Source organism: Staphylococcus sp. LKG3-1, assembly GCF_048568385.1.
Taxonomy (GTDB): Bacteria; Bacillota; Bacilli; order Staphylococcales; family Staphylococcaceae; genus Staphylococcus; species Staphylococcus saprophyticus.
Map to the genome: position 1 here is coordinate 2,419,923 of NZ_CP183796.1, position 16,227 is coordinate 2,436,149.

Annotated in this window: 17 protein-coding genes; 14 read left to right on the forward strand and 3 right to left on the reverse strand. The window is 32.1% G+C overall.

From position 1 onward, the window contains the following. The first annotated feature begins 125 nt into the window (after positions 1-125). Both ACM595_RS11970 and ACM595_RS11975 read left to right on the forward strand, forming a co-directional pair. Positions 126-743 carry a DUF47 domain-containing protein gene (locus ACM595_RS11970; RefSeq protein ID WP_037538996.1) on the forward strand — a complete coding sequence of 206 codons (618 nt, stop codon included), beginning with the start codon at positions 126-128 and terminating at the stop codon, positions 741-743. Positions 744-756: 13 nt separating this feature from the next. After that, a complete protein-coding gene (locus ACM595_RS11975) occupies positions 757-1,764 on the forward strand; it encodes an inorganic phosphate transporter (protein ID WP_041079739.1) in 1,008 nt (335 codons plus the stop codon). Positions 1,765-2,132: 368 nt separating this feature from the next. Here ACM595_RS11975 and ACM595_RS11980 read toward each other — a convergent pair whose 3' ends face one another. Then, a complete protein-coding gene (locus ACM595_RS11980) occupies positions 2,133-2,939 on the reverse strand; it encodes a LysM peptidoglycan-binding domain-containing protein (protein WP_002483999.1) in 807 nt (268 codons plus the stop codon). A 463-nt stretch (positions 2,940-3,402) separates the two neighbouring features. Here ACM595_RS11980 and ACM595_RS11985 point away from each other — a divergent pair, with 463 nt between their 5' ends. From ACM595_RS11985 to ACM595_RS12015, 7 genes are all read left to right on the forward strand, one after another. Then, positions 3,403-4,062, forward strand: a complete 660-nt coding sequence (locus tag ACM595_RS11985) for a Bax inhibitor-1 family protein (protein WP_011303704.1) — start codon at positions 3,403-3,405, stop codon at positions 4,060-4,062. A 379-nt stretch (positions 4,063-4,441) separates the two neighbouring features. Continuing rightward, positions 4,442-5,137, forward strand: a complete 696-nt coding sequence (locus ACM595_RS11990; RefSeq protein ID WP_002483997.1) for a helix-turn-helix transcriptional regulator — start codon at positions 4,442-4,444, stop codon at positions 5,135-5,137. Positions 5,138-5,279: 142 nt separating this feature from the next. Further along, complete coding sequence (locus ACM595_RS11995; RefSeq protein WP_002483996.1) at positions 5,280-5,732, forward strand: hypothetical protein; 453 nt, start codon at positions 5,280-5,282, stop codon at positions 5,730-5,732. Between the two features lie 18 nt (positions 5,733-5,750). Next, positions 5,751-6,539, forward strand: a complete 789-nt coding sequence (locus ACM595_RS12000) for a hypothetical protein (RefSeq protein WP_041079736.1) — start codon at positions 5,751-5,753, stop codon at positions 6,537-6,539. A 171-nt stretch (positions 6,540-6,710) separates the two neighbouring features. Next, positions 6,711-7,067 (forward strand): transcriptional regulator, SarA/Rot family, encoded by a 357-nt coding sequence (locus ACM595_RS12005; protein WP_002483994.1) that lies wholly within the window; start codon positions 6,711-6,713, stop codon positions 7,065-7,067. 394 nt (positions 7,068-7,461) lie between these two features. Then, entirely contained in the window at positions 7,462-8,178 is a 717-nt protein-coding gene (locus ACM595_RS12010; RefSeq protein ID WP_115347516.1) for a YebC/PmpR family DNA-binding transcriptional regulator, read from the forward strand. Position 8,179: 1 nt separating this feature from the next. Next, complete coding sequence (locus tag ACM595_RS12015; protein WP_002483992.1) at positions 8,180-8,689, forward strand: cupin domain-containing protein; 510 nt, start codon at positions 8,180-8,182, stop codon at positions 8,687-8,689. Between the two features lie 202 nt (positions 8,690-8,891). Here the strand turns inward: ACM595_RS12015 and ACM595_RS12020 are convergent, their stop codons facing one another. Beyond that, complete coding sequence (locus ACM595_RS12020) at positions 8,892-10,004, reverse strand: 5-methyltetrahydropteroyltriglutamate--homocysteine S-methyltransferase (protein WP_011303699.1); 1,113 nt, start codon at positions 10,002-10,004, stop codon at positions 8,892-8,894. A gap of 213 nt (positions 10,005-10,217) precedes the next feature. Between ACM595_RS12020 and ACM595_RS12025 the strand changes: the two genes are divergently transcribed. The 5 genes from ACM595_RS12025 (at position 10,218) to ACM595_RS12045 (ending at position 15,379) form a co-directional block, all read left to right on the forward strand. After that, positions 10,218-10,961, forward strand: coding sequence for a DUF402 domain-containing protein (locus ACM595_RS12025; RefSeq protein ID WP_037538993.1), 744 nt, complete (start codon positions 10,218-10,220; stop codon positions 10,959-10,961). 358 nt (positions 10,962-11,319) lie between these two features. Beyond that, entirely contained in the window at positions 11,320-12,177 is an 858-nt protein-coding gene (locus ACM595_RS12030) for a LysR family transcriptional regulator (RefSeq protein ID WP_002483989.1), read from the forward strand. Between the two features lie 103 nt (positions 12,178-12,280). Further along, positions 12,281-13,489 carry a sugar efflux transporter gene (locus ACM595_RS12035; RefSeq protein ID WP_011303697.1) on the forward strand — a complete coding sequence of 403 codons (1,209 nt, stop codon included), beginning with the start codon at positions 12,281-12,283 and terminating at the stop codon, positions 13,487-13,489. 6 nt (positions 13,490-13,495) lie between these two features. Then, on the forward strand, positions 13,496-13,984 hold the full coding sequence (locus ACM595_RS12040; RefSeq protein WP_011303696.1) for a DUF456 domain-containing protein: 489 nt from the start codon (positions 13,496-13,498) through the stop codon (positions 13,982-13,984). Positions 13,985-14,218: 234 nt separating this feature from the next. Next, on the forward strand, positions 14,219-15,379 hold the full coding sequence (locus tag ACM595_RS12045; RefSeq protein WP_011303695.1) for an MFS transporter: 1,161 nt from the start codon (positions 14,219-14,221) through the stop codon (positions 15,377-15,379). Between the two features lie 93 nt (positions 15,380-15,472). Here ACM595_RS12045 and ACM595_RS12050 read toward each other — a convergent pair whose 3' ends face one another. Continuing rightward, positions 15,473-16,156: a DUF1129 family protein gene (locus tag ACM595_RS12050; RefSeq protein ID WP_115338652.1), complete on the reverse strand. Its 684-nt coding sequence runs from the start codon at positions 16,154-16,156 to the stop codon at positions 15,473-15,475. Positions 16,157-16,227: the final 71 nt, after the last annotated feature.

Genomic DNA, 16,227 nt, shown 5'->3' on the forward strand with positions numbered 1-16,227 from the left:
ATACTGGCAAAAAAATGAGCAAATTGTAAATCTTGCCAATCTTAATTTGTCTTAAAGGATTTTAAATTTTTTTAAATTTATTGAAGGTGATTGAGGACAATCGCTGTAAATGGAGGATTTTTTGAATGTTTAACAAGAAAAAAGATAAGTTCATGGTGAAACTTGAAGAAATGGTTTTCAACTTAGACAGAGCAGCAATTGAATTTGGAAAAATGGAGTTTAATACGCATTTAGACCTTAAAGCATACTCAGACAATATTAAAACGTATGAATCACACGGCGATGAATTAATGCATCAAGTGATTTCAGACTTAAACCAAACTTTTATTACACCAATTGAACGTGAGGATATCCTCTCTTTATGTAACGCTATTGATGATGTTTTAGATGCAATTGAAGAAACATCAGGCATGTTCGAAATGTATTCTATTGAATATACAGATGAATACATGGCTGAATTTGTAGATAATATCCAAAAAGCAATCGCAGAAATGAAATTAGCTGTTGGTTTGCTTGTAGAGAAAAAATTATCGCATATGCGTATCCATTCTATTAACATAAAAGAATTTGAAACAAATTGTGACGGTATTTTACGTCAATCAATTAAACACATATTTAATAGTGAAACAGATCCAATCACACTTATTAAAATAAAAGAAATATATGAAAGCATGGAAGAGATTGCAGATAAATGTCAAGCTGTAGCAAATAACTTTGAAACAATAATCATGAAAAATAGCTAAGGAGTCCTAACTTATGGAATATATTTTGATCATCACAGTAGCTATCGTTATTTTTTCACTTATATTTGACTTTATCAATGGTTTCCATGATACAGCCAATGCTGTTGCTACTGCTGTTTCTACTCGTGCCTTAACGCCTAGAACTGCGATACTTTTAGCATCAGTGATGAATTTTATTGGTGCTTTAACTTTCACTGGGGTTGCAGGGACAATTACGAAAGATATTGTAGACCCATTTAAATTAGAAAATGGTCTTGTTGTCGTATTAGCAGCCATCATCGCAGCTATTTTATGGAATTTAATCACATGGTATTACGGTATACCAAGTTCGTCATCACACGCATTAATTGGTTCTATCGCCGGGGCAGCAATTGCTTCGCAAGGTTCATTTGCAGTATTACATTATGAAGGATTCACGAAAATCATCGTTGTTTTACTCGTATCACCGATTATTGCATTTTGTGTTGGTTTTATCATGTATTCAATTGTAAAAGTTGTATTTAAAAATGCAAATCTTACAAAGTCTAATCGTAATTTTAGATTTTTCCAAATTTTCACAGCATCACTGCAATCATTTTCTCATGGTACAAATGATGCGCAAAAATCAATGGGGATTATTACATTGGCTTTAATAGTTGCTAATATTCAAACAGGTACAAGCGTTGAACCGCAATTATGGGTTAAAGTTGCCTGTGCTACTGCAATGGGACTAGGTACAGCTGTTGGTGGTTGGAAAATTATCAAAACAGTTGGTGGTAATATTATGAAAATACGTCCAGCTAATGGTGCAGCTGCAGATTTATCATCTGCATTAACAATATTTGTTGCATCATCTTTACATTTCCCATTATCCACAACACATGTTGTATCTTCATCTATTCTAGGTGTTGGTTCATCTAACCGTATTAAAGGTGTGAAATGGAATACAGCACAACGTATGATTATCACATGGGTAATTACATTACCAATTTCTGCACTTGTTGCAGCAATTATTTACTACATTATAAATATTTTCTTATAGATAGTAATTTTCTTACACTATAGGCACTTGTTGATTGGTATTTACATACATTAGATAGATATCAATTGATTTACTAAAAGAACGAGCGAAAACCAATTGTTTAACAATTGTGTTTATCTGCTCGTTCTTTTTATTTATACAGCGATAGGGCGCATAGGTGCGAATATTAATAATAAATAAGAGGAGAAAAAACGGGAGTGTGACAGAAATCAAATTTTCTAATAGAGATTTCGTAGTCCTACCTCGGCAAGGATGACTAGGATTGAAAAAAGCTTGATATAAGCGAATTTTTAATTCAGACATCTACTGCCTAAATGAAAAAGAGCCTGTGACATCTATTTATGTCCCAGACTCGCTTGAATATATACTTAGTGAATGTAGTTATAGCTTGAAGCTTGTGAAGCTGGGATTGTACGGTAATCAACTGTACCTGGTGGTGTATTATAGTTCATTTCTGAAATTAAAATACTACCATCTGGATTAACGCGTTCAACATAAGCTACGTGACCTACAGGTCCTTCGAAGTTTTGCATAATTGAACCTGCTGTAGGTGCATTATTAACTGTATAACCATCTGCTGCTGCATTATCAGCCCAGTGATCAGCGTTCCACCAGTAAGTACTGATTGGTTGACCAGTTTCTGCTCTACGGTTAAATACATGCCAAGTACATTGTCCCCAGTCATATAGGTTAGCATCACTTGCTGTAGAACCACCTGTATTTGAACTTGGTGTTTCTGTAGCAGTTCCACCTGAACCACCTGTTCCTGTAGTATCTGGAATTGTTAGTGTTTGATTAGGATGTATTAAATATCCATTTAAATTATTAGCTGCAATGATTTCATCAACTGACACGCCATATTGATTCGCAATAATGTTTAGTGATTCACCAGATTGAACTGTATGTGATGAACCATTTGAAGTGTTATTTGATGTAGATCCACTTTCTTTTGAGCTACTTCCACCAATTTCAATAACTTGTCCCGGGAATACCATATTATTATTGATGTTATTGCTTTGTTTGATTTCGTCTACTGAAACACCGTATTGTTGTGAAATTGACCAAAGTGACTCACCAGATTTTACTGTATGTTGTGTTGACGCATCGGCTTCATGATTGGCGATAACGGCTGCCGCGCCTGAAGCTGCTGTAACTGCAAATGCTAACTTTTTCAAAAGAACTCCTCCTTCAATTCCTATATATCTAACCGTAAATATGTATTAAATATATTCGTTAGTGTTTTTAATCTGAATTCACGTTCCATACTAACAAAAATCATTTGCTTTGTGTACGTTGTTATCAAGATGTAATATTATTAAAATTTCGTAATGCCATGTTTATATGAAATAAATACTTTTACTGCGCCATTTACAAGTCTTTCTGTTATTTCAAGTAAGATGATATTTATTTCAAATGTAACATAAGCGGATATAAAAAAAGTCTATAAATAATAAATTTTAAAAATATTGTATATTCAATGTTTGTTTATTTGAAAAAACGTGAACATTAAAGTATTACGCATTAATTTTGTGGAAAATTTAAAAAGTACATGCTATTAATATAGACGTTTAATGTTATGATTAAACGCATATGTTTTATTTATTTTATAGTAGCTTTTGGAATTAAGGAGTGATTGGGTTGGCTGAAACAGCACAACATGTTAATAACCAGCAAAAAAAGACTAAAGAACAATCAAAATCACATGCATACGGAAAAGTATGGCTCTTTTTTGTATATTATTGGATTATTTTTGGAATAGGTTGTTATTTTGGACAATACCTACCAATGTCATGGAGACAACCACTTTCTTTTGTACTGCTCGGTTTAGTATTAATAACTTTAATTTTTAATAGAGCGCGTAAGTATGGGCTTGTGATTTCTCATATCTATGCCATTATACTTGGGTTGCTATCCTATGCAACGTTTACGGCGTATTTACAGAATTTAGGGCCAGAGGTTTTTTATAAGAATATTATATTAGCCATATCTGCCTTTATTGTATTTGGATTGATTGGATTTTTCGTTATTGGAAATGCAGCGAGCATGGGTAAATACCTTTTTGTAACACTCATTGCATTAATTGTTGCAAGTTTAATAGGTATGTTTATCCAGAATCCAATTTTCCATACAATTATTACAGTTGTAGGATTATTGCTATTTTTACTCTATACGTTATATGACTTTAACCGCATGAAACGGGGTCAGTTCTCACCGAGAGAAATGGGTTTCAACTTGTTTATTAACTTACTTCATATTATAAAATATGTATTAAGACTTGCCAACAGAATGAGAAAATAGTTAAATAAAGTATATATAATCCAAAAATGTTATTACACCCTTAAAATTACTTTCTACAGTAATTTATAAGGGTTTTTTTTAAAATCTAGTGTAATTTTAAATTTTGTGAACTATTTAAAAGTTTAATAATACTATAGCTGTATTTTAAAATTTAGTTCGATTAATACAAAAAATGTTGACAAAATTAATTATTTTATTCAAAATTACCTAAAGACTAAAAACATGTTAATTGAAATATTTGGGGTATGACGTGATTAAGCTAGAATTAATAGTGAAGTGAGCGTTTAATGCATAGCGTATGACAATATTCGAAAGAGGTTAAATTATGAAAGCGTAATGCTTAAATATTATTTCTAAGGACAAGTATCCTACTAAGCGCGTGACAGACGGTATATTATTATTATTTCCTTTAAAGGATGCCGTTGAAGTACAGCATTTTATAACAAATGTAGAAGTTGAAGAAGATTTACTTATCGTGAACAATACAGAAATATTTAGAATCAAAAGAAACGAAATGTCGTTATTATTATATATTTCTAGTGATTGGTTTCATGAGCGAGGGTATTCATTTTTTGAGTATCAATATACATCTAAGTTGATACAATCTTCGAGCAGATTATTTGAGGCTTTATTAAATTTAGCTAAGCATCATTTAGATCAAACACTGACAAATGAACTATATGAAACTTATATGTATAAAATCGTTGATATTATTGCGACAGAAGCTAAGATTGATGTTAATTATTTAAAACAACAAACAGATTATTCATTTTATGGTATTACAGGTGAAATGTTAGATTATGTAAATACACATTTACATAAAAGGCTAACATTGAAAGCAATTGCTAATAAAGTGTTTATATCGCAATCAAATATATCAAGCCAATTTTATAATACACTAGGCATGCGATTCAAAACTTATGTAGATACATTAAAATTACCAGTATCAATCGGCCCATTATTAGAAGGGAAACTTACGATTTCTGAAATTTCAGATGCATATGGTTTTAGTAGTTTTGCGAGTTATAGTAAAAAATTTAAACATTATTTTGGATATTCACCTAAAGAAAATTGACAACTTACAAAATCAGATAAAGTCTTTAATGTAGTAAACCAAAGATGATGAGCAAAACTTTGAGGAAACACAACAAATCATTGCTAAAAAATTACAGAAACTAAATGTCCAAAATAATTATATTTGTTTAGATATCAATGAAATGGCAGAATCGAACAACGATGCAATTGTCATTCAAATTCATTCTTTAGAAGAATTTCGTAATTTATTTGATAACCAAAGTATGCGCTACATCTTTGAAGGCACACAAAAAGTATTAGTTTATTGCATGATAGATGTTGAATCATTACGAGATGCTTTTACAACAGATGTGGATTGCGGTTTTATAAAATTTGTGTTGAATACGAATGTTAATATAGCATTTCAAATTCAAACAGATGAAGAAGTGAATATTTATATAGATGAGATCTATAGTCAATACAAATCATATGTACAATCACACCCTGAGTTGTTAGAAGATAGCATGCACTCGGTCAGCTACGTCTTTGATCTTTCAACGATGCCCCTTAAAGAAATATATCGCAATATCATTAAAATACAACTTTATAGAAAAAATGTGAAATTTGGTGTTGATATTACACATTTATTCAATTAGCCAGAAGTTTTTAAAAATATGGAGCCTCAATTGAAGCGCATTGGATTTGATTACTATTTTATTGATAATCATAAATTATCATCACCTTATCTTAATGAAGATTATGAAGAGTTACTTACCAAAGAAGTGTTTAAATTCAGTAATATTAAAAAAATAATGAGTGAAATGCAGTTAGAAGAAAGAAAATATTATCTTTTAAATGTTCATAATAATTTTTTATTAAATGATGATCATATGGAGTTAATAGAAAGTCCGCCATTATTGATGAGTATGTTTAAGAAAGCGCGTGGAAACTTCTTTGGTGTCGGTATAGATTTAGTTAAACAAGAGGATAAGAAACATGCATTGTATTTATATGATAGAAATGGATTCCGTTCTATTCTAGGTAATATATATGAAAGATTAATGGGAAAGAGTAAATCTAGCGTGAAAGAATATGATTATTATACGGTAGCACATCACCCACACAAAATCACAATTTTTGTGGGTGACTGGCGTGTAGTTGAGAGTGAAAATGCTTTAGATCACGAAGAACAAAACATCCAAATTCATATCAACTTTAAGGATATGATGTTGCGACGTGCTTATGTTATTTTTTATGAAACTATAAGCAACGTGTACGGTAATATTAATTACGCGATTCCTGAGCACTTACGTAACCATTATCAATGGTCAAATGAATGTATTAAGAAAATAGATGAATATAATAAACCTGAATTCAGTGTGTTTGAGCATCATTTTGAAGAAGAAACTTTGACATTAAATTTAGATTATAATACAGTGCACATTATTGATATATATAAATGATCAACACATAATATAATTTATAAAATGCAATATTGAAAAAGCGTTATGAAACTTAATTTATTATTGTTCGCAATTTTGACAAACCTATAATTACAAATGATAAGGACAAGCAATTACATTTTATGGATAATTATATTGTATTGCTTACTAGCATTTGGAGGTGTAACAACAATGAATGAAGAGAAAAAAGCGCAATTTTTAAATGTTTATAAAAAGTATAAACGTGTGATGCATTACGTTGAAGAAACCTATAAGTTAACAATGAATGATGTAGCTATCTTAGAGCTTATACGACATAACTGTAGGAACAAAAATATGCTAATGCAACCATTTTTAAAAATTGCAACAACGGAATTAGAGTTGAGTAGAACGAAGGTGCTTGCATCTATCCGTCGCTTAATCGATCAAGACAGAGTAAGTAAAATACGTTCAACAGAAGATGAACGTAAAGTCTACTTATTTATGAATGACGACAACGCAGAAAAATATGAGACTCTTCTTGATGATATTGAAGCATATGTAAAATAATCATTCATTATTAACACGAAATTTTTATGTGAAAATAGAATATAAATATAACGACGAGCCTGAGACATAAATAGATGTCTTGGGCTCGTTTTCAATTAGGGAGTAGATGGCTATATTGAAAATGCAATGTTCTCACTTGTTTAAAGAAAAGATGTTTATATTTTTATAGAATAGCGTCGTCTTTATGCATAAGCTAAAACATAGATATGACACGTAAAAATGCTTGTGAGACATATGCGTGAGCGTTAGCCCAGGTAAACCCACGCCTGTTTTTTAGTATATAAGGTGAATAAACAAAATGGATGTTATGGGCTTACATCTATATTCTCTGTGGAAATTATTGTATAATATAACATGTTAATCAATGTAGTTATTGAGAAAGTGAGATGGAAATATGGGACGTAAATGGAATAATATTAAGGAAAAAAAGGCCCAAAAGGATAAAAATACAAGTAGAATTTATGCTAAATTTGGTAAAGAAATTTATGTGGCTGCTAAATCTGGAGAACCAGATCCTGAGTCAAACCAAGCATTGCGTCTAACTTTAGAACGCGCGAAGACATATTCAGTGCCTAACCATATTATTGAAAAAGCGATTGAAAAAGCAAAAGGTTCTGGTGAAGAGAACTACGACGAACTACGATACGAGGGATTCGGTCCAAGTGGTTCAATGATTATCGTAGATGCTTTGACTGATAATGTGAATAGAACAGCTTCTGATGTTCGTGCAGCTTTTGGTAAAAACGGTGGCAACATGGGTGTCTCTGGTTCGGTTGCGTATATGTTTGAATACACGGCAGTCTTTGGTATAGAAGATAGATCAGCGGATGATATATTGGAAGCATTAATGGAACAAGATATAGATGTGAGAGATGTTATAGATGAGAATGGATTAACGATTGTCTATGCTGAACCGGATCAATTCGCTCAGGTGCAAGATGCATTACGTGAAACAGGCGTTGATACATTTAAAGTAGCTGAATTTGAAATGTTACCACAAACAGATATTGAGTTATCAGCAGAAGACCAAGAAACATTTGAAACATTAGTAGAAGCGTTAGAAGATTTAGACGATGTACAAAATGTATTCCATAATGTGGATTTGAAGTAGTATGGAACAAACAGTACAACGTTGGATTTCACAATTAGCATTGCAACCGCATCCAGAAGGTGGCTATTATAAAGAAGTTATCAAAGGTAACCTTGATAAAGACATGGATAGAGCAGCTTACACAAGTATTTATTTTTTGTTAACTTATCATAATATTTCACATTTTCATCGTATCGATGCTGATGAAATTTGGTATCATCATGAGGGTGATTCACTCACAATTCACATGATTTCTCCGAATGGTCAATATGAAAAGGTGACATTAGGTAAGCATATTGAAGCGGGTGACGTATTACAATACGTCGTTCCTAAAGGTACGATTTTTGCATCTAGCGTAGAAGATGAAAATGCATATGCTTTGGTTGGCTGTATGTGTCAACCAGGCTTTGAATTTGAACATTTTGAATTGCTTAGTAAAGAGTGGCTAAATAAACATTATCCAGAATTAACAGAGATAAATGAACGCTATGCTTTAAAGGCAGATGAAATAGAAAAAATAATAAATAAGTGAAAGAGTCTGGGACATAAATAGATGCCCCAGACTCTTTTTTGAATTAAGCAGTAGATGATTGAATTGAAAATGTAATGTCTCATTTATTTAAAGAAACGTAGCTTAATTTATGATATATCTAAGATCACATCGCCATAAAATGGGTTGTTTTAATATGCAATCTCTTCATTTATCATTTTTGCGTAAGACAAGATATTTAAAATTACTTCGCAGTGCCAAAGACTTCATTTGCAATTTCGACAACGTAAGCTAATTTTTTCCATTGCGCGTCTTCAGTCAATTTATTTCCTTCTTCTGTAGAAGCAAAGCCACATTGAGGGCTTAAGCATATTTGATCTAAAGTAATGTATTTTTGTGCTTCTTCAATACGCTTAAGAATCGTTGCTTTATCTTCTAAGTCACCATTTTTTGATGTAAATAATCCTAACACTGCTGCAGATTTGTCTTTAGGGAAGAAACGTAAAGGTTCAAAGTCACCAGAACGTTCATCATCATATTCTAAGAAAAACCCACCAAGTTGTTCTTGGAATAAATAAGGTGCTACAGGTTCATAGCCACCTGAAATTGCCCAAGTAGATTGATAGTTACCACGGCAAATGTGTGTGGTAATGAGTAAATCTTCTGGTAAATCTTTAACAGCTTCATTGACAACTTGATAGGCAAGTTGACGTGCAGCTTCTTTTTCTTCTTCAGTTCGATCACGACCACGCGTCTTTTGTGTACCTGAAGTTAGGTTTGCCCAATAAACATCGTCTAATTGAATGTAACGTGCGCCTAATTCGTAAAATTTAAGTAGGCTATCATGATAGGCTTTTGCGACGTCATGCGCAAAGTCTTCGATATCTGGATAAATCTCTTCATTTAAAATATTAGGATGAAATAATTGATTAGGGCTTGGTATAGAGACTTTAGATGTAGCACGTCCATCTACTTTGTCATGTAAAAATTTGAAATGCTCAAAGTGAGGATGATCTGGATTGAATTGTACTTTGCTAATGATTTTAACATTGTGATTTCGTGTCTCTACACCTTCGAATTCTAAACCACGGTCTGAAGTATAACCTTCTACGCCATTTAAATTTTCTAGGAAATCGAAATGCCACCAACTTCTGCGAAACTCTCCATCAGTGATACTATGTAATCCAATTTCAAGTTGTTTTTCAATGATGTGCTCAATTTCCTCATCTTCAACTTGTTTCAATGCCTGTGCATCGATAATGTTGTTTTGGTAATCCTGGCGTGCTTGTTTTAAGCGTTCAGGACGTAATAAACTACCGACATGATCGGCTCTAAATGGTCTTTGAATAACTGCCATGGTTCTATCTCCTTTATTTATAGAATTTTCAGAAAAATATAGATAAAATTTAACAGAATTCATAAAGATTGTCAATTTCGCTTTTACGCTATGAAATATAGTACAATAATAATAATCAAATTTTCTGCAGTGCAAATTGAATGCTGACAATATAATTCATGAGATGACATAAAGAAGACAGTTTTATATAATAATGTTAAGGAGTTGGTGACAGTGAAAGTAAAATATATCGATAAGCGTCACTGGCGTCGCATCATTGATAGAGAATATACTGAGGTCAAGGTGAACAATAATAAGTTCAAAGGAATCATTGGTTTGGTCACAATGAATAAAGTACGAGAACCATTAGAGGTTTCAGTTGTAGGTCAAAATATTATTGTTGCTGATGATAACTATCAATGGTTACAAATCTTACCTGAGAAAAAGCGCTATAGTATTACAGTGATGATAGATGACAAGGGCAATCCGTTGGAATATTATTTTGATATAAATATAAAAAATGTTACACAAAAAGGTAATGCACGCACAATTGATTTATGTCTGGATGTACTTGTATTACCCAATGGCGAATATGAACTTGTAGACCAAGACGATTTAGAACGCGCTTTAGAGTCAGGGCAAATTACGAGAAAGCAGTATCACGAAGCTTATGTAATTGCACATCAATTAATGATTAAAATTGATGCAGATTTTCAATCGATGCAAGATAAGATTATGTATTGCTTTTATAAAATTAAACAAAAGGCAAAGCAACATAAGCAAGGTGTTACAAAAACGCAAGCACAGCATAAACCGAAAGATCATAAAGCTAAAACACACAAGCATAAGCCCTCGCACAAACAAGAAAAACACATCAAACAAGCGAAAAATGAAAGATCTGAAACAAAATCTCAGCATAAAAAAGGTACATTTGAACAATGGAGTCAGAAGTCTTCATCTATATCCAAAGAAAATTAGAAACTGATTAATATGCATAACAAACTTAATCGCTCATTATGCAGTATGTAATCCTTTGAAAAATAGTATAGGAGTCATTAAAAAAACGTGTTATAGTGAACCATACACATAGAATAAAAGACATTTGAAACATAACTTGAATGTCTTTTATTTATTTTAATTGCTGAACTATAGTGAAAGTAGCGAGGACGAACTGAAAAGGTGATTGTGGTTAGTATGAAATGAAATATTGAGATAAAACGTGCGTATTGAAGTATGAGTCAGTTTGTTTACAGGTTACATTATGGGCATAATGGAAAACATGTGTAATGAAATGGAAGCGGCTACAGAAACGTGCATAAAAAATAGGGGGATAATTATGAAGATAGACGATTATCGCTTGTTAACTACGCTTGATGAAACTAAAACACTTAGGAAAGCAGCAGAAATATTATATATTTCTCAACCTGCAGTCACGCAACGTCTAAAGGCCATTGAGAATGCTTTTGGCGTAAATGTATTTATTCGAACAAAGAAACAATTGATTACGACTACTGAAGGCGCAATGATTATTGAGCATGCTAGAGAAATGCTTAATAGAGAACGTCTATTCTTAGACAAAATGCAAGCGCATATTGGCGAAGTAAATGGTACGATATCGATTGGTTGTTCATCTTTAATTGGACAAACATTATTGCCAGAAGTTTTAAACTTATATACACGACAATTTCCAAACGTAGAAATTCAAGTTCAAGTAGGTTCAAGTGAACAGATAAAAGCAAATCATAGAGATTACCATGTCATGATTATTCGTGGTAATAAAATGATGAATTTAAGTAATACGCATCTTTTCAATGATGAACATTTCTTTATTCATCCCAAAAATCGCAATGATGAAGTAGATAAGATGCCATTTATTGAATTTCAAGCTGATCCAATTTATATTAATCAGATAAAAGAATGGTATGGTAGTCAAATAGGTCAAGATTATCATGCGATGATTACTGTTGACCAAGTTGCTACATGTAAAGAAATGTTATTGAATGGTGTAGGCGTTACGATTTTACCTGAAATTATGATGAAACATCTCGATCGAGAGCAATTTGAATTCCAACGTGTAAATATTGATGAAAAACCATTGATTCGTTCAACATTTTTAAGCTACGATGCGAGTATGAAGCAATTACCTCAAGTAGAATCATTTATCAATTTAATGATGGAATATGTTGAATCATAAACGACAAACCATCTCAACTTTCTTATAGTTAGAAATATTTCCATATTGGAATACTTACTTTCACACTGTTGAACATATTATTTATTGAATAGAGGTTGGCTATATGTTTAGTGCCTTATTACATATCAAGAATTACAAATTATTTGTAATTAATATGATGCTATTGGGAATGGGAATTGCGATTACCGTACCTTATTTAGTGTTATTTGCTACAAATGATTTAGGAATGACGTCCTCTCAATACGGGTTATTATTAGCTTTAGCAGCAATAAGTCAATTTATTGTAAATACAATTGTGGCACGATTTTCAGATACGCGAAATATAAATAGGAAATTGATTATTGTTGCTGCCCTGTTTATGGGGGCCGTAAGTTTTTCTATTTATTTTTATATTCATGAAATTTGGATTTTTATAGCGATGTATGCGATTTTTCAAGGGTGTTTTGCACCTGCAATGCCACAAATGTATGCCTCGGCAAGAGAATCAATTAATGCCTCCGCGTCTAAAAATAAAGCCAAATTTGCAAATGCTGTTTTGAGATCAATGTTTTCATTTGGATTTTTATTCGGTCCTTTAATAGGTGCTTTGCTATTAAGCGCAAATGGTTATTCTGGGCTGTTTGGGGGCACCATTACAATTATAATCTTCACTTTACTACTGCAAGTTTTCTTTTTTAAAGATATTAAAACGGAACACACTGTTTCCGATGTGAACCATGTAGAAGCAGCTGCACCAAATATGTTAAAAGATAAAGTATTATTAGTTCCATTTTTAGCGTTTATCTTATTGCATATTGGGCAATGGATGTATACGTTGAATATGCCATTGTTCGTTACAAACTATTTAAATGAACCTGAAGGGTTTGTCGGCGGTTTGGCAAGTTTATGTGCAGGATTAGAAGTACCATTTATGGTATTACTCGGTATTTTATCTGCTAAATTAACAACGCGCACACTATTAATATTAGGCGGCTTATTTGGTGGATTATTTTACTTTAGCATTGGGGTATTCGAAAGCCTTGTAATGATGTTTGTTGGCCAAGTATTCTTAGCCATATTTTTAGCAATTTTACTTGGGCTAGGTATTAGCTATTTCCAAGATATATTACCAGATTTTCCGGGTTATGCGTCGACATTATTTGCTAATGCGATGGTTATTGGTCAATTATGTGGGAATTTATTAGGTGGTATCATGAGTCAATGGGTTGGTTTAGGCAATGTATTTTATGTCTCAGCAGCTTCAATATTTGTTGGCATGATACTGATTTTCTTTACTAAAGATCAAAAATTTACAGAAGAAAGTATGGAGTAGATAATCATGACAGTAATTTTATGGCTATGTATTATAGCAGCATTTGTTTTAGCATTTATTGGATTAATTAAACCCATTATTCCTTCAGTATTAGTGTTATGGGTCGGTTTTTTAATTTATCAATTTGGTTTTCATAATGGCAACTTATCATGGGTATTTTATGTTTCTATGATATTATTCACGGTATTTATTCTTGTTGCTGATTTTATTATGAATAAATACTTTGTAAATAAATTTGGTGGTTCAAAGTTAAGTGAACTGGTTGCACTTGTCGGTGTCATCGTCGGTTGTTTTGTCTTTCCACCTTTTGGCATTATTATAGTTCCATTTGTTGCAGTGCTTGTTGTAGAAATGATTCAAGAGCCTAACTTAACTAAAGCGCTAAAAGCGAGCTTTGGTTCGGTCGTTGCCTTTTTAGCAAGCTCAGTAGCACAGGCAATCATTATGATTATTATGGTGATTTGGTTCTTTGTAGATGCCTTACTTATAAACTAAATCAGTATACCTTCGTGTTGATGGTTCATTTTTAAAATAACTTTTGTAAGATGTTATTTTAGATTTGAATGATCAACATTTTTTATATGTGCGATTAATTTTAACTACACATATAATGTAAGCGGATTTATATAAAAAACAGTAAAAATTAAGCAATACCCTTGTTTTAAGCAATCGCATTTTAGTATAATCACAATCATGTTTAAAAAATACGTAATGGGAGGTAAGTCGAAAATGAAATATCCTATAGCGATATGGATGCTTGCAATTGGTGCGTTTGCAATTGGCATGACAGAGTTTGTTATTATGGGGTTATTGCCTAATATTGCACGAGATTTTGACGTGACGGTGAGTCAAGCAGGACAATTGATCACTGGTTATGCATTGGGTGTAGCAATCGGTGGACCTATCATAGTTATGTTGACAATAAAATGGAATAGAAAATATTTGTTGATTGTATTGATGGGAATATTTATTATAGGGAATCTTACAGCATCGTTTAGTCCTAATTATGGGTTTATGATGACAAGTCGAATTATTACCTCTTTAGCACATGGTTCGTTCTTTGGTATTGGTTCTATACTTGCGGCAAGTATGGTAAGACCTGAAAAGCGTGCGAGCGCAATGGCACTTATGTTTATGGGGTTAAGTATGAGTAATATATTAGGTGTACCTTTTGGTACATTAATTGGTCAAAACTTTGGTTGGCCTATGACGTTTATTATTATTTCGATTATTGGGGCACTTGCACTGATTGGCATCATCATTTTTGTTCCTATGCAACGTGAAACGATTAAGTCATCTGTCTTAAATGAATTACAAATTTTAAAAGAAAAGCGCTTGTGGCTAACGCTTGCAGTGACATTGTTTGGTTTTAGTAGTGTGTTTGCATACTTTACTTATATTTCTACTGTGCTCATAGATGTCTCCAATGTACAAGAAAACTTAATCTCTTATCTGTTAATTATATTTGGTATAGGGGTTACTCTTGGTAATGTCGTTGGTGGTAAGCTGGCAGATTGGAATTTAAATAAAGCTTTAAAAATCATTTTTATCGTCTTTATTCTATATTTCATCTTATTATACTTCGTTCAAATGAATAGTATTTTAATGGTAGCAGGCATCTTCTTCTTTGGTTTGATTGGCTTTAGTATGAGCCCGTCATTACAATTTAAGAGTACTTTAATCTCTCAAGATGCACCAACACTTGCAAGTACGTTGAATCAATCTGCATTTAATTTAGGTAATGCTTTAGGTGCCTTCATAGGAGGCGTCGTGGTTACGAATTTACCTATAGCATCATTAAGTTTAATAGCACCTATATTAACGGTTATTGGACTCATTTTCTTATTAGTGAGTATTCGTGTTGAGAAAAAAGAAGGACTAAATATTTAATATAGACATATTAAATAATAGATAAAAGTAGGGCGATGAAATCATATTTTAAATAAGATTTCGTTGTCCTACTTTTTTATCACTATGCACTGTTTATAAAGAAGTGTTGGCATCTTTATTGATAAAGTGATGATCGATATAGAGTGAAACTGGAATAACGATAAAAGAAATAATGATAAAGGTCCAATTACTAATTAAGAGATAAGGGCCTATCGCTAAAAAAGATTGTGGAACAAAAAATACATAGAAAGTTGCAAATAATAAAAGGATAATGCTGATATAAGTGCCAATCGATGTCCAATGTGATTTAGTAAAACATTGCATTTGCACAGTTTTAAATATTACCCAAATAAATAAGAAAATGATAATGAAACCGACAATTAACATAAGAGGGAAGGTATAAATATATAAACGTTTTGCGCCAATGAAAAATCCAATAAAACCTTTTAAAAAACAAAAAATACCTATAAATAATAAGATATGTTGAAATATATATTTGAATATATTAGTTATAGTTTCATTAGGTAACTTTTTGATTTCGTTTTTAGCATGCGCTTTAGGATCATGGTTAAAGAAATCCATTGCGAGGGTGCCTTCCTTTTCGGCCTGTAATAACTGATGTAAAATGCGATTTAACATTTTTTCAGATGCATGTGGATTTACGCTTAAATCAGCTCGTACATAAGTCATATAATTTTCAAACGTTTCTCTATCTGTATTATTTAATCTAAGTGATTTCACATTATTTTCACGCATTAATTTATCAGTGGATTTCATTTGAATTTCGCTACCTTTTTTTAGAATATATTTATAAGATAAGAATTATTATGACTAATATCATAATATAA